Origin of the sequence: Hydrotalea sp. AMD, assembly GCF_004100315.1 — a bacterium.
Lineage (GTDB): Bacteria > Bacteroidota > Bacteroidia > Chitinophagales > Chitinophagaceae > Hydrotalea > Hydrotalea flava.
This window is the reverse complement of the sequence record NZ_SCKY01000013.1, coordinates 69618-86421: the sequence shown is the minus strand read 5'-3', so window position 1 is coordinate 86421 and position 16804 is coordinate 69618. Positions and strand designations below refer to the sequence as shown.

General features: G+C 37.3%; 18 protein-coding genes. 4 read left to right on the top strand and 14 right to left on the bottom strand.

Annotation, left to right across the window (positions count from 1 at the left end):
* Nucleotides 1-79: 79 nt before the first annotated feature.
* The 5 genes from EO766_RS10955 to dnaN form a co-directional block, all read right to left on the bottom strand.
* The gene (locus EO766_RS10955; protein ID WP_074419881.1) at nucleotides 80-1567 is read right to left on the bottom strand and encodes a glycoside hydrolase family 32 protein; all 1488 of its coding nucleotides are present in this window, start codon (nucleotides 1565-1567) and stop codon (nucleotides 80-82) included.
* Between the two features lie 236 nt (nucleotides 1568-1803).
* A complete protein-coding gene (locus EO766_RS10950; RefSeq protein ID WP_074419880.1) occupies nucleotides 1804-2184 on the bottom strand; it encodes a DUF5684 domain-containing protein in 381 nt (126 codons plus the stop codon).
* A gap of 110 nt (nucleotides 2185-2294) precedes the next feature.
* Nucleotides 2295-3029: a 3-deoxy-manno-octulosonate cytidylyltransferase gene (gene kdsB / locus EO766_RS10945; protein WP_074419879.1), complete on the bottom strand. Its 735-nt coding sequence runs from the start codon at nucleotides 3027-3029 to the stop codon at nucleotides 2295-2297.
* Between the two features lie 35 nt (nucleotides 3030-3064).
* Nucleotides 3065-3892: a sterol desaturase family protein gene (locus EO766_RS10940; RefSeq protein ID WP_081301272.1), complete on the bottom strand. Its 828-nt coding sequence runs from the start codon at nucleotides 3890-3892 to the stop codon at nucleotides 3065-3067.
* A 100-nt stretch (nucleotides 3893-3992) separates the two neighbouring features.
* Nucleotides 3993-5108, bottom strand: a complete 1116-nt coding sequence (gene dnaN, locus EO766_RS10935) for a DNA polymerase III subunit beta (RefSeq protein ID WP_074419878.1) — start codon at nucleotides 5106-5108, stop codon at nucleotides 3993-3995.
* Nucleotides 5109-5250: 142 nt separating this feature from the next.
* Between dnaN and EO766_RS10930 the strand changes: the two genes are divergently transcribed.
* Genes EO766_RS10930 through nagA form a run of 4 tightly spaced genes read left to right on the top strand, consistent with a single transcriptional unit; the run spans nucleotide 5251 to nucleotide 8574 of the window.
* Entirely contained in the window at nucleotides 5251-5733 is a 483-nt protein-coding gene (locus EO766_RS10930) for a regulatory protein RecX (RefSeq protein WP_287101016.1), read from the top strand.
* Nucleotides 5730-6671 carry a lipid A-modifier LpxR family protein gene (locus EO766_RS10925; RefSeq protein ID WP_074419877.1) on the top strand — a complete coding sequence of 314 codons (942 nt, stop codon included), beginning with the start codon at nucleotides 5730-5732 and terminating at the stop codon, nucleotides 6669-6671. Before EO766_RS10930 ends, EO766_RS10925 begins: the two co-directional genes overlap by 4 nt.
* Nucleotides 6672-6680: 9 nt before the next feature.
* Nucleotides 6681-7472: an amidohydrolase gene (locus tag EO766_RS10920; protein ID WP_074419876.1), complete on the top strand. Its 792-nt coding sequence runs from the start codon at nucleotides 6681-6683 to the stop codon at nucleotides 7470-7472.
* Complete coding sequence (gene nagA / locus EO766_RS10915; protein WP_287101015.1) at nucleotides 7441-8574, top strand: N-acetylglucosamine-6-phosphate deacetylase; 1134 nt, start codon at nucleotides 7441-7443, stop codon at nucleotides 8572-8574. Before EO766_RS10920 ends, nagA begins: the two co-directional genes overlap by 32 nt.
* Before the next feature lie 391 nt (nucleotides 8575-8965).
* Here nagA and EO766_RS10910 read toward each other — a convergent pair whose 3' ends face one another.
* From EO766_RS10910 to EO766_RS10870, 9 genes are all read right to left on the bottom strand, one after another.
* Complete coding sequence (locus tag EO766_RS10910; protein WP_074418481.1) at nucleotides 8966-9652, bottom strand: cytochrome c biogenesis CcdA family protein; 687 nt, start codon at nucleotides 9650-9652, stop codon at nucleotides 8966-8968.
* The gene (locus EO766_RS10905; protein WP_081300511.1) at nucleotides 9649-10014 is read right to left on the bottom strand and encodes a heavy-metal-associated domain-containing protein; all 366 of its coding nucleotides are present in this window, start codon (nucleotides 10012-10014) and stop codon (nucleotides 9649-9651) included. Before EO766_RS10905 ends, EO766_RS10910 begins: the two co-directional genes overlap by 4 nt.
* 37 nt (nucleotides 10015-10051) lie before the next feature.
* On the bottom strand, nucleotides 10052-12448 hold the full coding sequence (locus EO766_RS10900; RefSeq protein ID WP_081301267.1) for a heavy metal translocating P-type ATPase: 2397 nt from the start codon (nucleotides 12446-12448) through the stop codon (nucleotides 10052-10054).
* Nucleotides 12449-12493: 45 nt separating this feature from the next.
* Nucleotides 12494-12778 carry a thioredoxin domain-containing protein gene (locus EO766_RS10895; RefSeq protein WP_074419874.1) on the bottom strand — a complete coding sequence of 95 codons (285 nt, stop codon included), beginning with the start codon at nucleotides 12776-12778 and terminating at the stop codon, nucleotides 12494-12496.
* Between the two features lie 53 nt (nucleotides 12779-12831).
* The gene (locus EO766_RS10890) at nucleotides 12832-13209 is read right to left on the bottom strand and encodes a metal-sensing transcriptional repressor (protein WP_074418483.1); all 378 of its coding nucleotides are present in this window, start codon (nucleotides 13207-13209) and stop codon (nucleotides 12832-12834) included.
* Nucleotides 13210-13501: 292 nt separating this feature from the next.
* Nucleotides 13502-15205, bottom strand: a complete 1704-nt coding sequence (gene merA / locus EO766_RS10885; RefSeq protein ID WP_218331137.1) for a mercury(II) reductase — start codon at nucleotides 15203-15205, stop codon at nucleotides 13502-13504.
* An 81-nt stretch (nucleotides 15206-15286) separates the two neighbouring features.
* Complete coding sequence (locus EO766_RS10880) at nucleotides 15287-15667, bottom strand: heavy-metal-associated domain-containing protein (protein WP_287101013.1); 381 nt, start codon at nucleotides 15665-15667, stop codon at nucleotides 15287-15289.
* A gap of 34 nt (nucleotides 15668-15701) precedes the next feature.
* Nucleotides 15702-16319: a mercuric transport protein MerTP gene (gene merTP, locus EO766_RS10875; protein WP_218331135.1), complete on the bottom strand. Its 618-nt coding sequence runs from the start codon at nucleotides 16317-16319 to the stop codon at nucleotides 15702-15704.
* Complete coding sequence (locus EO766_RS10870) at nucleotides 16316-16687, bottom strand: ArsR/SmtB family transcription factor (protein ID WP_218331134.1); 372 nt, start codon at nucleotides 16685-16687, stop codon at nucleotides 16316-16318. The genes merTP and EO766_RS10870 overlap by 4 nt, the downstream gene beginning before the upstream one ends.
* Nucleotides 16688-16804 lie beyond the last annotated feature (117 nt).

The following is a 16804-nucleotide window of genomic DNA, read 5'->3' as shown; positions in this document are numbered from 1 at the left end:
AATGCTTTACGGGGTTAAGCCGGTGCCATCATTTGCAACCCGAAAGCTGTACAAAGATATCATCTGCGCTTGAAAAATATTACCAAATTGATTTCATGGGCCAAATAGTAATGCGTTTAAAAACAGCACCTTCGCCGGTACTATAAATGGTTAAGGCATTGTTTTCTTCTCCTGGAAATACCTGAACTGTAAAAACCTGTTCGCCATTATTTACAAATACTTCAACAATACTTTTATCAAAAAACACCTGCCATTTCAATTCATTATTCACTAAACGAACAGGGGCTGCAGAAACCGGTCTTGCTGCAAATGCTGCACTAAAATAATCGGGTGTATTACTTCTGTTAATAAATACCTGTTTTGTAACTGAATTATAACCAATCGTCATCCCCAGTCCGTTACCAACTGCCAATTGAATGCCGGTTTCGCCGGTTGCTGCCGGTTGCATTATAAATTCACCCTCCCAAACATTTCCTTTAAAAGAGAGGGTATCTGATTTTTTAGTGAGGTTTTTAACGGAATAAACCACCGATTGTTTTCGTAATAATTGCAAAGCAGGCACCGGGGTTTGAATTAACTGCCAACCATCGTTTATTTTTTTAAGTTGTAAAGTTCTGGGTAATGCTGCGGTACCTTTCCAGGGATAGGTTGGAATTTCGTTGGCATAATTCCAGTTGTTCACCCAACCTATGCTGACGGGCTTTCCCAAGGGATTGGAATGATAGACTATGGCCGCATAATAATCGGTACCAAAATCGGGTTTTAAAATTTTTGATTTCGGATTTTCGCTTACAAAATTTTTACCATTAAAATTGCCTACAAAATATTGCATGCCTGCATTTTGCGAAGTGAAAAGCACCCATTTATACATTCCCGGTTGCCCCATTACGGGCACTTTCATTAAATCGGGGCATTCCCAAACCCCGGAAGTATCGCCTGCCGGACCAAAAACTCCCAGTTGCTTCCAGTCTCTTAAATTGGCTGAGCCATAAAATGCAATTTGATGTGTAACTGGATAAGACAAACTCATTACCCATTGTTTTTCCGGTGCATACCAAAATACATTGGGATCTCTAAAATCTTTTTTGTTTTCATTCAGCACCGGATTGGCATTGTATTTCTTCCATTGTAATCCATTATCGATGCTATAAGCCAAATTTTGTGTTTGCAACATATCGGTACTTCCGGTATAAATAGCCACCAAAGGTGGGTTGGCTTTTGAGCCAAAACCACTGGTATTCTCAACATCAGCTACTGCAGAACCGGAAAATATCATGATGCCGTTTTCTTCCTCTAATGCAACAGGCAATTGCTTCCAATGAATTAAATCTTTACTCACGGCATGGCCCCATGACATGTGCCCCCACACATTGGCAAAGGGATTATATTGATAAAATAAATGGTATTGCCCTTTGTAAAATACCAATCCGTTAGGATCATTCATCCAATTATGTTCAGGCGTAAAATGAAACTGAGGACGAAAATTTTCGCCATACAATTTCAACTGCCCAAATACCGAACTATTAATGATGCATACCATTGCATAGAATAGTAAATTTTTTTTCATGAACACAGTTTTAAACATGAGATGCATAGCAAAATTCTTGCTTATTTTGAAGGCACATTCACAGGAATTGTATTAACAATAGCTTTAACGAAAAGTTCAAACAAAATTAATGTATAAATACTGCGTAAAGGTATGTAAGCTTAGGTTAAATTAATTAGAAGCGATATAAAAAAGCCTGCCCTGTATCATTTACAGCGCAGGCATGTCAGGTAAAGGTTTGATTGGTTATGAAATGCTTACGTCAGGGCTACATAATTATTCCCCGCAGGGCCTTTATAAGTAGCATCACCAAATGCCAGAATAGGATAAAAGATGAATGGCAATATCAATAAGCCAATTGTAAAGCCTTCTTCTTTTCCAAAACTTTTAGAAAGCAGGTTTACCGACCAAATGGCAAATACAATGTTTACAACAGGAATCAGCATTAGCAGCAACCACCACCAGGGTTTACCAATTACCCGCATTAAAACAATAAAATTGTAAATGGGAATAATGCAAGCCCATCCAGGTTGTCCGGCCTTTTCAAAAATCTTCCATTGTGCTATCAGCACTAATAAAATAATGGCCAAATAAGCAAATGCAATGGTGTCAAATAAAGCAAAAGAAAAGTCGTTCATAAGTTGTTGTTTTAAGTGTTATAATCTTTTGGATTAATATTTTACCGGTTAAAATAAACAATCAAAACCACTTATGTAATAGTTGTAAAAAAAATAGTGGAGCGTGCTGATTAATTATCTTTTTTCTCTTGTAATAATTTACCTGCTTTTTCCAAATCATCCGGTGTATCAATTTCAACACCCATATATTCCGTAACCACCATTTTAATGGGCACGCCATTTTCTAAGTAACGCAGACATTCAATTTTTTCGGCAGCTTCCAGCGGAGTAATGGGCCAGTTTGTAAAATTGAGTAACAATTGCTTTTTAAATGCATAAACACCAATATGCTCATAATAAACCGGCGTTGTGGCAGTATCTCTTCTATAAGGAATAACACTACGACTAAAAAATAAAGCATTATTGTTTTTATCAACAACCACTTTTACATAATTGGGGTCAGCAATCAGTTTTTCATCTTGCAAAACCTGCATTAAAGAGGCAACCTGCACTTGTGGATCAGTAAAAACATTCAATAATTTTTGCAAGGGTTCTTTTTGAACAAAGGGTTCATCGCCCTGCACATTTACAATAATATCTGCATCCAATTGTTCTGCAGCTTCGGCTATCCGATCACTGCCACTTTCATGATTTTTTTTGCTCATCATGGCATTTCCTCCGTGCGCTACAATTTCATTATGAATAGCAGAACTGTCTGTTACTACCCAAACTTCATCAAACAACTGGGTTTCAACAGTATTGTCGTAAGTATGGCGAATGACGCTTTTATTGCCCAGCAACTGCATTAATTTGGCAGGATAACGGGTAGCAGCATAACGGGCAGGGATTAGTGCAACAATCTTCATGCAATTTTTTTTACAAAGATGGCAGATTTAGAAAACTACTCTTTAATTTTTTGAAAAGGTTGTTTTAGGAGCTGCATAAAATCTTCATCTTTTTGATTGGGATAATATTTATCTAACCCATATTTAATTTTATTTGGGGCCAAATTTTTAAATGTGCCCAATAACCGATCCCAAATAGAAATTATGGCACCATAATTACTATCGGTATACGGCTGCTGCCAATGGTGGTGTACTTTGTGCATATTGGGCGAAACGAGTACATAACTCATACCCTTATCTAACCATCCGGGCAACCGTAAATTTGCATGTGTAAATGCGGTATCGGCTACCAATATGGTTTGAAAAATCATCACCGCATACATGGGTGCGCCACTGGCTGCAATTCCCAAAAAGAAAAACAAGCCACGCAATACACTTTCAACAGGATGGTGGCGTAAGCCGGTGGTAACATCTACATTATTATCGGCATGATGCACCACATGAAAACGCCAGAGAAACGCAACTTTATGTTGTGTAATATGCACCAGCCATCCGCCAAAAAAATCCAATACCAAAAATGAAATTAAAATGGTTCCCCAAATTCCTGCATGTACCCAATATACCAAACCAAAACCTCTGGCTGCGCACCAATCGCTTAGTTCAATAATAAAAACAGCTAAGAAGGTATGAATGATTAAATGAATAACTGTAAATGCAAAATTTACGCCGGCATGGTGTACTTTATTTTTTTTGTAGTGAAGGGGCACCAAGGGTATAGCACCTTCCCAAATCCAGAAAAACAATAAACCGGCCACTAAAATCACCATCCGCTCTACCGGATGCCGGTCAAGTGTTTGAAAATGTTCAATGAGGTTTTCTATCATAATGGCAAACAATTGTACCCAATTTACAAAAAATTGCAATTGTATAAAAAACAAACCCCGCAGTTGGCGGGGCTGTATATTAGAAAAAATGTAAGAAGGTTTAATTATTCAGCATCAATGGCATTACCAACATCACCAATTCTTCATTTTCGGCCTGTTCAGATGGTTTAATAATACCTGCTTTGGTGGGGGTAGATAATTCTATGACCACTTCGGTAGTATCGGCAGCATTCAGCATCTCAATCATAAACCGTGCATTAAAAGCAATTTGTAAATCGCCTCCATCAAACTGGCAAGCCATTCTTTCATTGCCTTCAAAACTAAAATCAACATCCTGGGCAATTAAATGCAACTCATTACTGCTAATGGTGAGGGCTACCTGATTGGTACTTTTGTTGGAGAATACACTCACCCTGCGCAACGCATTCTGAAAATCGGCCTTGTTAACAATCAGTTTATATGGATTATCAACAGGAATCACCACTTTATAATCGGGGAAACGTGCATCAATTAAGCGGCAGGTCATTTGTATTTGTCCATGACTTACAAATAAATGGCTGCTGTTATAACTCAGGCTAATTTCATCTTCATTATCCGGCAACGCATTTTTCAATAAGTTCAATGGTTTTTTGGGAACAATAAAGGAATCATCGGCAGATGCTTTGGCGTCGGTACGTTTATATTTTACCAATCGGTGAGCATCTGTAGCTACTAACTGAACTGATTCTGAACCTAATTCAAAAAAAACACCCGTCATAGCCGGCCTTAAATCATCATTACTAACTGCAAACAGGGTTTTATTAATGGCAGTAACTAAGGCGCTACTGGTCATTGTAAAGGCAGTAGCATCATCTGCCACCGGCTCTTTGGGAAAATTATCCGGATTTTCGCCCATTACTTTATACTTGCCATTATCGCTGGTAATTTCAACTGCATAATTTTTATCAATATCAAAAGTGAGTGGCTGGTCAGCAATATTTTTTAATGTATCCATTAAAATTTTAGCAGGAATGCAGACTTTTCCGTTGGTTTTACTTTCTACTTCTAATTGCACCCGCATTAAAGTTTCCAAATCAGTGGCTACTACATGCAGTTTTTTCCCTTCTATTTCAAACAAAAAATCTTCCAGAATGGGCAATACGGTATTGGCGCTAATTACCCCGCTTATATGTTGCAATTGCTTTAAAAGGGAGGATGAGGATACAATAAACTTCATATTTTTCTCAATTTTGTAATGGCAACAAACCTACTGTAATTTGTTAATATTTCATACAGAAATTATTTCCGGTTATTAACATAATTGCGGCTATTCCAATTTGAATGATTTAGTTTTGAACAGCAAAGCAGAAATGAACAGCATGCAGCAAAAACTTACACCGGAACAGGCCCTTCAAAAAGTAAAGCATTATTGTGCCTATCGTGAACGCAGCCATGATGAGGTAAAACAAAAATTGTATGGCCTTGGACTGTATACAACCGATATAGAAAAAATAATGACCGGTTTAATTGAAAAAAACTATTTAAACGAAGGTCGTTTTGCTATTTTATTTGCAGGCGGCCATTTTAGACAAAAAAAATGGGGGCGTAAAAAAATTGAATTTGAACTAAAACAAAAAAAAGTAAGTGCCTATAATATTAAAAAAGCACTTGCTTCCATTGATGAAACCCAATACCGGCAAACACTGCAGGAGTTGGTTTCAAAAAAATGGCAAAGCCTTCAGGGTGATCATTACTTTGCCAAAATGGCCAAAACACGGGTCTATTTACAACAAAAAGGATATGAGCCTGCACTCATTGCACAGCAAATACAATTGTTAAAAGAACAAACAAAAACTGCATGAAATATTTTTGGTGGATAGGTATTTGCTGTTGCTGGATAACTGCCGCCTATTCGCAGGAGGCATCAACAAACAGCTTTCATCAGTCATTCTCTTTTACTACGGATAATGATGCTTACCTGTTGCAAAGCAATGATAAATATTATACCAATGGATTGTATTTTCAGTACAACAGGGCTGGCAAAAACCAAACAGCCACTATTATACATGGTTTTGAAGCGGGGCAGGCTTTGTATACCCCAAGGTTACTAACCTATTATCCCGATAGTGTAGACAGGCCTTATTGTGGTTATTTATTTGTGCAATACAAACATACCCGTTTACAAAAAAAATATGGTTTACAGTGGAATGTGGCAGTGGGCACTATCGGAAATAACTCATTAGGCCAAAATTTTCAAAATGGCTTGCATCATACGCTGGGATTATATCCGGTGAATGATTGGTATAAACAGGTGCAGGTACCCTTTACATTGAATGCAGGAATACGTTACACCCCATTTATTCCGGCATTAGCTGAGAAGAAATCTGCCAAAATTGTTCCTGTAATTGAACTCAATGCAGGCAATGTATACACCAATGCCAAATTAGGAATGATGTTGGTTTGGGGTATTTACCACCACAACGAAAATAGTGCACTTTGGGATGCAGATATTAGCCAATTGCCCAACAACAATACTCATTCATTTGAATGGTTTGTGTATTTTTATCCTCAGGTAACACTGCAGGGATACAATGCTACCATACAGGGCAGTAGCAGCAACACAACTACTACCATTGCAGGCACACCTGAACAATGGATGTACCAGCAAAGTTGGGGAATGGTTTTTGCCAAAGCCCGTTGGATGAGTAAAGTAGAAATTGTATACCAAACCAAAGAGTGTATTACCCAGTATTTGCCGCAACGCTATGCATCTTTACAATTAGCGTATCGTTTTCGTTAAAACATGATTATGACAGCCTTACATATCAGTCTTATTCAAACCGATTTAGTTTGGGAAAATATTTCCGAAAACTTAAAACAATTGGAAGAAAAAATAAACCGTGTTCCCAACGGTACCCATTTGGTGGTACTTCCCGAAATGTTTAGCACAGGCTTTAGTATGCAACCTGAACGGCTTGCAGAAACCATGCAAGGCACTACGATTAAATGGATGAAACGTATGGCAGCAACAAAAAAAACCATTGTAACAGGCAGTATGATTATTACAGAAAACAATCATTTTTATAACCGGTTAATATGGATGTTGCCAAACGGACAAATGGGGAAATATGACAAACGCCATTGTTTTGCCTATGCCGGCGAAAATGAACATTATACTCCGGGAAACAGCAGATTGATTGCCTCTGTAAATGGATGGAAAATCAATCTTCAAATTTGTTACGATTTACGCTTCCCGGTTTGGGCCCATCAACAATCTACCCACCCACCAGAATATGATGTAATGTTGTATGTAGCTAATTGGCCCGAAAAAAGAATACACGCATGGAAAAGCTTATTAGTGGCAAGGGCTATTGAAAACCAATGCTATGTTATTGGCGTGAACAGGGTAGGGGCTGACGGTAATGGCATTGCACATAGTGGCGATAGCATGGCCATAAACCCGATGGGTGAAATAATATGGCACGAAAGCGGCCATGAGGCTATTGGTAATATTGTTTTAGATGCAATTTTTTTACAGGAGGTACGTGCAAAATTTCCATTTTTAGCTGATGCCGACACATTTACCATTCACCATGCGTAACCAGCAAGTTATTTACGCAAAAAAAATTTTTACTGGAAGCCAGTGGTTACAACATCATTGTATACACATTACAGATGGTATGATTACCAAAATTGAAGCTTTTGATGTGGCTGAAAATGCTACCATCTACCCCATCATTGCACCTGCTTTCATAGATGCACAGATTTACGGAGCACATGAACAGTTATTATCGGTATATCCTTTTTCTGAAAGTTTATGGGCATTGTACGATTATTGCAGCAAAGGGGGTGCATTGCACTTTTTACCCACCGTAGCCACCAATACCAAAGAAGTGATGTATGCCTGCATTGATGCGGTAAGAGCCTATTGGAAAGAAGGCGGCAAAGGTTGTTTGGGATTGCATTTGGAAGGCCCATGGATTCATCCTGCAAAAAAAGGGGCGCATATTGAAGCACTCATTCATTCACCCACTTTCGAAGAAGTAGATGAATTATTGGCTTATGGAAAAGACATTATTAAAATGATAACATTAGCACCAGAAGTTTGTGACAGCAGTATCATACAGCAATTACTTCAAGCCGGTATTATTGTATCAGCCGGTCACAGCAATGCCTCCTATCAGCAGGCAACAGCTGCTTTTAATAACGGTATTACAACGGTAACGCATTTATACAATGCCATGAGTCCGTTGGCACACCGCGAGCCAGGGTTGGTAGGTGCTTCCTTATTGCACTCTACGGTAATGTCGTCTATTATTCCTGATGGCCACCATGTGCGTTTTGAGGCCGTACAAATAGCACAAAAACTGATGCAAGATCGATTGTTTGCCATAACAGATGCTGTTACCACTACCCACTCCGGGCCTTATCAGCATTATTTAAATGGCGATAAATATGAAAGCAATGGTATTTTAAGCGGTTCTGCCTTATCCATGCACAAGGCCCTGAAAAATTTAATAAACGAAGTAAAACTAAGTCCTGAAACTGCTATGAATATGTGTAGCCTATACCCGGCCAAAATGCTTGGATTACATAACGGTTTAGGCTTACTGAAAGAAAAATACAAGGCCTGTTTTATTGTAATGGATGAAGATTATGAACTGTTGAATTGTTTCAATGGCGAAATTTGGATAGTTGAATGAATCTTGGAATATCGAATTGGGAGAGACTTTAAAGTACTATACCGCCTTTTTTTATTCGGTATTGGTATGGAGAAAATTTTCGTTTATGCAGAAATTTCTATGCCTTCGTTTTGCTTTTAATACATTATCTTAAAACTTCTGCTTCGTTCTATTTTTCATCATGCCTAACTGGCTCAGCAACTCAATATAGGTGTGTATCTTTACCAAAAGCAATTACTGTTAATTTTATTCATTTGCTCAATATTATATAATTAATTATTTATATACTAAAATTTTTATCCTATTAACATAAATACATTATTTATTTAATATAATTTATTTAGAAACCACTAGGAATTAAATTGTTGAAACAGCTTTTTGTGAGTGAACTTAATCATTTTTAATTAAAATTTTATTGTAAACCGATAAATACTTTAATATAGTAGTAACAAACAAAAAGTAAAGCAAACCCACTAACTATTTGTATGCTTCTTCTCAACCAAGTAAGTTGTGCAAACTTTGTAACAGCACCTGCAAAGATGCTAACAATTAAGAATGGCAATCCTCTTCCAATACCAAAGGCCAGAGCAAGTACAACACCATAAAGAGGATTTGCGGTTGCAGTGGCCACTGAAAGAAGCAATAATAGAGGAGCAGCAGAGGTTCCTAAACTAAATATCAATCCATAAACAAAAGAGCCACTTATACCAGGGCGACGGAAAGAGGTTAATTTAGATATGGTGAGCTGAGGCCCATAAAAGGCAACAACAGCAGCAATTACAGATATTAATGCCATAGATAAAGCCCAATACTGACCAAATTCTTCAGTAAAAAATATACCTAATTTCGCTGCTACACTTCCTAATACAGAAAGACAAACGACTATGCCAAAAAAGAATGCAAAGGCAATCATCACACCTTTATTAGATTTCTTTTCTGAATTGCTGCTTGTAAGGCCTGCTATACCAAGACCCACAGGTAAAGTACATGGGCATACACCTGTTGTAATAATTCCTGCACCCATAGCAATTATCAGACTATAAACAGATCCATTAGCAAGTGCATGGTTAAACTGCTGTAAAAAATGTTCTAAACTCATTGTTTTACTTCTTGAGGATTTCCAGCTTTATATCCTTTGTCGTTTACCGCTTTTTGTATCTGATCAACTTTTACTTTTTGCGGGTCATAAGTGAAGTAAGCATATCTCTTTTCGAGGTTTACCTCTACATCTGAAACCCCATCAATTGACTTAATTGCATGCTTTACATTAGATTGACAAGCACTACAAGTCATACCGTCAACCGGCATTTTTACTTTTTGCATTACCACAGTTTTTCTTTGTTCTTTAACCTTCACAGTTCCATCTTGTTTTTGTTGTTGAACACAGGAAGAAACTGACAGGGCAATAATCACTATGCAAGGTATTAGTTCCTTGATATGCAATAATTTTATCTTTAACATAAATAATTTTTATATATAACTTTTTATATTAAAAAATTTATAATTCAACTGCTGTGAACCCTTGCTGTTCCAAAACACTTTTCAATTCCTCATGCTTTGTTATTTCAGGATAATAATTAATCTGTACTTGCTTCTGAACAATTTTAGGCTTTACAACTTTTACACCTGGTAAAGCAACGAGGGAAGTAGTTATCTTTTCTGCACAACCTTCACATATCATATTAGAAACTTTAAATCTTGCTTCCGTTAACCCTGCAGTTACTTCTTCTTTAATGATTTCGAGCCTTAAAGACCTTATGCGAAGCGTATTAATTAATATAAAAAAAATACTTATTATCATTATTACAATAGCAAGTATTGGAGTTATAAAACCAAATGCTGCCAACAGCATTCCCGCAATATTAAATAGCACGGCAATAATCACATTACTTGTCATTGTTTTATAACTTTCTTTTCCTAGTATAACTGCATTCAATACATCTATCAATTTGTCGCCAATTAAAATAACCCCCGCAGCTTCAATAGCTACATCAGTACCTGCACCGATTGCAATTCCTACGTCAGATTGAGCCAAAGCAGGGGCATCATTTATTCCATCACCCACCATTGCAACTCTAAAGCCTTTCTTTTGTAATGCTTCAATGGCGCTCGCTTTTTCACCGGGTAATAATTCGGCCTGTACTTCATCAATACCTAATTTTTCTGCAATTGGAACTGCCGATTGTTTAGTATCACCTGTAAGCATTACTGTTCTTATGCCTCTATGCTTTATCTTTGCTATTACCTGAGCACCCGTGGGTCGTGGTGTGTCTTGCAAAGCTATAACCCCCATTACCTGATTCCCTTTGCAAACAAGCACAGTAGTTTTCCCTTCACTGCCTAAAGCTGTTATTAAAATTCTTATTTCTTTTGAAATATTAATACCACTTTGTTCTATAAACGAAGGTTTTCCTGCCAGTATTGTTTCGTCATTTATACTTCCTGCAACACCTTTGCCAGGTATAGCTTTAAAATTATTTACAGATAATTTAGGCGCAGCCTCCTTTTGTGCAAAGAAAGCAATGGCTTGCCCTATAGGATGTTCAGATTTAGTTTCCAATGCCTCTGCAACAGATAAAAGTTCTATCTTATCACCATTCAAAGCATGTACATCTGTTACGGTAGGTTTACCATAAGTAAGTGTGCCTGTTTTATCAAAAACAATGGTATCAACTTTTGATAACCCGTAAAATACCTCACTGGCTTTTACAAGCAGCCCAATTGAAATTCCTTTACCGCCAGCTATTGCAGCAAGCATCGGCGTAGTGATGCCTAAGGCACATGGATAACCCATAATGATGGTAGTAAGTAATACTAGCGTTGCCTGAATGTAATTACCGGTTACTAAACCCCATATAAAAAAGGCAATAGTAGCAGTAATAAATACAACCGGTCCGAAATAGTTCATGAGTTTATCTGCCAACAATTCAACAGGCGGTTTCTTTTCAGCGATGCGGCTCATTAAACTAACAATTTGGCTTAGAAAACTATCCTGACCAATCTTGGAAACTTTAATTTGTAAGGCTCCATCAAGATTTAGTGTGCCACCTATTACAGTAGAACCAATTTCTTTATTTGAGGGTGTACTTTCACCGGTAAAACTTGCTTCATCAACACTTGCACCCCCATTCAATACTACACCATCTAATGGTATTCTTTCACCTGGTCTTACTTCTACAATTTCACCAACCAATACATCTTTTGTCAATACATCTACAAATTGTTCACCTCTCAACACCCTTGCTTTAGCCGGCTGTAGATCAATTAATTTTCGAACAGCATCAGAAGCTTTTTTACGGGTATCTAACTTGAAATATGCAAAGAACAAATGGAGTGACATTAACCAGCCCGCTACCGGCAAAAAATTGGGTAGTGCCTGATTGAAAAGAGAGGCAACTCCTACTGCAAAAGAACCCCAGGCGCCAACAGATAATAATACATTGGCATTAATTACCCTTTGCCCTATAGCCATGATGGTTTTCCGTAAAATCGGGTATCCAACCCAAAATAAAATAAAAGCAGCAACAACTAAACTAAACCATGCACGATATAGTTGGAGTAAACCAAAGAGATTTAAAGGATCAACTAATAAATCAATTACAGAAGCTACCATCCCAATAGTACCACGCTGTTTTATTAAATTAAAAATATCTTCATCCGTTTTATATTGTTGCACTTCGGTAGATGAAACACTATAGCCCAGGTTTTCCACAGCTTCTGCCAGTTGTTCACGGCTCATTTTAGATGTATCCGCTTCTACTAATACAATACCATGAACAAGATTCACCATTACACTTCTAATAGCCGTGTTGCGCTTTAACGCTTTTTCAACACTCATAGTGCAGAAAGAACACATTAAACCGGAAACTTTCATTTGAACACTTTCAGTAGCCATACAAGTAAATTAAGGAGTAAAATAAATTAATTAAGCGTAGCTAAATTATGCTAACTTCCCTATGCCTGCGCTTTTCAATTCTTCCACAGAAATTCCATTATGAAGGCAGCAGGACAATAGCTTACCATTTACAGCAATTGCCGGTACTGTATTAATGCCATAAGACTTTACTTTTTCAGAGCATTCTTTTGTATCGCAAGATTCAGCTATGTTATAAATAATTACTTCACAAGAACTGCAAGCCATAGCCTTTACCATTTCTACTACGGGGTCACAAACAGTGCAACCGGCAGTAAATAATTCAATTTTTCTTTTTGTTTGAGTTTTCATAACTTTAAAATTTTGATTATAGAACAAAGTTCAGATCGCAGGGGGGTGTCCTCCTAATCTTTTTTAAAAATGTTTTTATTGTGTTCTTCCAATCGTTTATTGATAGCGCTAATTTCTTTTATTTTAGAGGTGATTTCATCAAGTTCAAGTATAGGAAACTGTTCTTTGATAAATTCTATTTTTTCAGCATCCTGGCAGTTCCCAGGGCAGGAATTCATTACCTGCACAAGTTTTAACGCAAGGCTTTTTCTAAATACCTCATCAAGTAATAAGTAATGTGCTTTTTGTAATCCCTGATCAGCGGCTTTAAATTGCACCAATATTTTGTCAAAGTCGGTATCATTATCTAACATATTTAAAATACCTTCTATTTGACCTCTAACAGTGGAAAGGCGTTTTTTTAAATCGCCTGTTAGTTCGTTTGGAATCATACACTAAAATTTATAAGAAATGAAAATATTGTGCCGGGGGGGGTCATCACCAATATATATTTTATTTTTTAGAAACTTTTAAAACTTAAACCACAGCAATTCAGAATGATCATTATTATGAATGGACTATCAGTCGTGCTATAAATATTTTGGTCTAGCTAACTTGTATGTAAGGATTCGTGTTATTATTTAGAAAAATTAAGCGTTTAGCCTTAAAAATTTGAGTATTATGATAAATTGTTTTATTCCCTGCAACTTAGATAAAAGGTAAGTTTACCTATTTAATTTTTTATTAACTAGCACAGCAACTTAGCTTAGCCACATCTTTACCAAAAGTAATAGCAGCTAATTTAATACCCTCACCCAAAGTAAGATAAGGATACAGATTTTCTGCCAGGGTTTTGATGGTTGTTTTTTGCTGAATAGCCATACTTAGCAATTCAATTAATTCGCCGCCTTCGGGGGCTACCACTCTTGCACCAATCAAAGCATCGGTTTCCTTATTGCGTATCAGTTTAATAAAGCCTCTTGTGTCGTTTGCTGCGAGTGAACGGGGTACATTATCTAATGTTAGTTTAGACACTTCAAAAGGAATATTGAGTGCCGCAGCCTGCGCTTCATCTAACCCCGCCCCTGCTATTTGCGGGTCGGTAAATACTACCCAGGGCAAAGCAGCATAATCGGTTTTGTTTTCACTCCCGGTAAATGCATTTTCAACTGCAATTTTACCTTCGTATGCAGCAGTATACACGAAGGCGGGAGTGTTAGCCACATCGCCAACGGCATAAATATTGGGTAGGTTGGTTTCCATCATTGCATTTACCTGAATATGGCCTTTCGGCGTTAATTGCAGCCCAATTTTTTCTAATCCTAATTTTTCTGTATTGGCTTTTGTGCCAGATGCTACTACCACTTTACCCGGTTCAATCAATTGGGTAAAAGAACCATCCGGGCATTTGCAATGAATAATCGTATTGTTGCCCGATTTTTCAAATTTAACAGCCCGGAAATTGGGCAATATTTCTATGCCCTCATCCCGCATGTGCTTCTCAATTTCTTCGCTAATGTCGGGTGTCTGGGTACGCAAAACCCTATCTGTAAATTCAATAATACGCACTTTTGTTCCCAAACGGTTATAGGCCATCGCAATTTCCAATCCTATATAACCGGCACCCATAATGGTAATACTTGTGGGTTGTTCTTCTAAATCAAATAAGGAAACATTAGTCAAATAACCAATGGAATCCAGCCCCTCAATGTTCGGAACATTAGTAGTAGCACCTGTAGCTATAATAAATTTCAGGGCAGTATATTTATCTTTTCCATTCACTACAATTGTTTTTGCATCTTCAAAACCTGCCCATCCATTGATCATGGTAAGCTGTTTAAAGTCTTGTACTACATCTATATATTTTTTTTGCTGCAGGGTATGCACCAATGCTTTTTTATCTTTGATTACCTGCGCAAAATCAATGTCAAAGCCTTTGGGTTTGATTCCTGAAAAATTGGAATGAGAGGCATGATAAGCGGCTTCAGCAGCTCTGATTAAAGTTTTAGAGGGTACACACCCCACGTTTACACATGTGCCACCAAAAGGGAGGCCGGCATTGACCATTAAAGTAGAAAGACCTAAACTTTCTGCTTGAATAGCTGCCGAAAAAGCGGCAGAGCCCCCACCAATTATAATCAAATCAAAATGATGAGCGCCGGAAACACTCTGATTCTTTTGTGCCCGATAACTTGCAGAACGATTAATTGAAGCAATAATTGCATCTGCGCTCCCCGTTTCCGGGTTAAAAACCACTTCCCCTTTTCCTTCCTGAAACTGAACATTGACGCTTACAATTCCGGGATTAGAATGAATAATTTTTTCAACAGTACGGGCACAATGCTCGCAGGTCATACCAGTAATTTTCAACAAAATTTTTTCCTGTTGCGCATCATTTTGCGTATTATCTGACTTGTTATCGGCATTTGATTTTTTAAAGAAACTCATTGAAATATATTAATTAATTGATGAATAATAGTTGAACAATTTTGCATACCCATACTACTTTTATTAAATACGGTTCATATATCAGTTATCAGCAGTATTCGTCTTGCGCCTGTCCTTCATTTCAACTGCTTTATATCCTGCTTTTTCAATTACCGCAATTATTTCTTTTAAAGAAATTTTTGAGGTGTTGTATTGAATCACGCCAATATTACCGGGGTATTGAATTTTATCGCTGATAATTCCACCCGTTTTAGCTAATTCAGCATGAATATGGTTAGCGCAACCTGCACAAGACATTCCTGTAATGTTAAGCGTAACTGTTTTAATAGAATCTTGGGGATTCAAAATCGCTTGTTGGGTATTTGTATGCACAGATTTTGCGGCACAACTACCCCCGCAACCACACATGCCTGTTATGCCTATGGTTGTGATAGTACCCAAAAATATAAATATGTATTTCATAGTAAAAAATTAAATTTTAAAAATATTTCTACATTTATTCAACTGCCGATACGCCTGAAACTTTGTACCCGGTTGCGTTTACGGCATTCACAATGGTATCTAATTTGGTTTCAGCGGCATTGTATTCTACTGTACTGCTGGCATCTTTAAAAGCGGTTTCAAACTTTATTACTCCCGGCACTTTTGACAAAGCCAGATTAATGGTTGAGCTACAGGCTTCACAATCCATTCCTTCAATCTTTAATTTCACGGTTCGCAGAGCTGATTTATCAACATACACCACTTCCTTTTTTTCTATTTTAGGAAAGAAGATAGAGGAGTAGGAAGGGAAAGCCATTAGCAATACAGCCAAAACAGTTACAATACCTAAAAAAGATTTGCTTTTCCAAAATGAAGGTTTGTCTTCTTCACAATCGCAGGCAATTTCATTAGCACTGCGAGATTTTAATTTTTGATACCAGGCAAATGCTAATACCAGTACCGTTATACCAATTAAAACGGGGCGGTAAGGCTCCATCCACGAAAAAGCAGATGCAATTCCCGTAACACCACTTATTAAAGCCAGCACCGGTGTAATACAGCATAAAGAGGCAATAAAAGCTGTTGCCAATACGGCTATCCAGGTTTTTCCGTTTGATTTTTCCTGTTTCATACGAGTTGATTTTGTTGGTTGAGTTGTTGAATGTATTTAAATAAACCGCGCAGCATTTTTAAATGCTCGGGCTTTAATGAATAAAAAATAGTTTGTCCTTCTTTTCTGGCCTGAATAATTCCGCCATCCTTCATTTTTCGGAGGTGTTGTGAAATGGCTGGAATGCTCATACCTAAAATATCACTCAAATCACAGGGGCATAGTTCTTTTTCTTCTTCCAATAAATATAAAATCTTTAAACGGACTTCATTACCGGCCAGTGCTAATACTCCCGACATGGTAGTGAATGATTCTTGGGTCTGATCTAATTTTTCTTTGCACTGATTAATTTGAACAGGATCGGCATATAAACGAATACAAAAACTCATATTGTTGTTATTTTGAGCAAAGCTATATCTTTTTTATTATTTAAGCAAATACTTAAATAAATATTTTGTTAAACCCTGCTATTTAGATTTTATTATACCCAATAGTCGTTGAACGGT

Coding starts and splice junctions, on each gene's coding strand:
- EO766_RS10900 (WP_081301267.1), bottom strand. CDS start 12,448: ATGGCTACTGAAAGTGTTCAAATGAAAGTTTCCGGTTTAATGTGTTCT.
- EO766_RS10940 (WP_081301272.1), bottom strand. CDS start 3,892: ATGATAGAAAACCTCATTGAACATTTTCAAACACTTGACCGGCATCCG.
- merTP (WP_218331135.1), bottom strand. CDS start 16,319: ATGAAACAGGAAAAATCAAACGGAAAAACCTGGATAGCCGTATTGGCA.
- EO766_RS10955 (WP_074419881.1), bottom strand. CDS start 1,567: ATGAAAAAAAATTTACTATTCTATGCAATGGTATGCATCATTAATAGT.
- nagA (WP_287101015.1), top strand. CDS start 7,441: ATGCCGACACATTTACCATTCACCATGCGTAACCAGCAAGTTATTTAC.
- EO766_RS10925 (WP_074419877.1), top strand. CDS start 5,730: ATGAAATATTTTTGGTGGATAGGTATTTGCTGTTGCTGGATAACTGCC.
- dnaN (WP_074419878.1), bottom strand. CDS start 5,108: ATGAAGTTTATTGTATCCTCATCCTCCCTTTTAAAGCAATTGCAACAT.
- EO766_RS10905 (WP_081300511.1), bottom strand. CDS start 10,014: ATGTTAAAGATAAAATTATTGCATATCAAGGAACTAATACCTTGCATA.
- kdsB (WP_074419879.1), bottom strand. CDS start 3,029: ATGAAGATTGTTGCACTAATCCCTGCCCGTTATGCTGCTACCCGTTAT.
- EO766_RS10920 (WP_074419876.1), top strand. CDS start 6,681: ATGACAGCCTTACATATCAGTCTTATTCAAACCGATTTAGTTTGGGAA.
- EO766_RS10890 (WP_074418483.1), bottom strand. CDS start 13,209: ATGATTCCAAACGAACTAACAGGCGATTTAAAAAAACGCCTTTCCACT.
- EO766_RS10910 (WP_074418481.1), bottom strand. CDS start 9,652: ATGAGTTTAGAACATTTTTTACAGCAGTTTAACCATGCACTTGCTAAT.
- EO766_RS10870 (WP_218331134.1), bottom strand. CDS start 16,687: ATGAGTTTTTGTATTCGTTTATATGCCGATCCTGTTCAAATTAATCAG.
- merA (WP_218331137.1), bottom strand. CDS start 15,205: ATGAGTTTCTTTAAAAAATCAAATGCCGATAACAAGTCAGATAATACG.
- EO766_RS10895 (WP_074419874.1), bottom strand. CDS start 12,778: ATGAAAACTCAAACAAAAAGAAAAATTGAATTATTTACTGCCGGTTGC.
- EO766_RS10930 (WP_287101016.1), top strand. CDS start 5,251: ATGCAGCAAAAACTTACACCGGAACAGGCCCTTCAAAAAGTAAAGCAT.
- EO766_RS10880 (WP_287101013.1), bottom strand. CDS start 15,667: ATGAAATACATATTTATATTTTTGGGTACTATCACAACCATAGGCATA.
- EO766_RS10950 (WP_074419880.1), bottom strand. CDS start 2,184: ATGAACGACTTTTCTTTTGCTTTATTTGACACCATTGCATTTGCTTAT.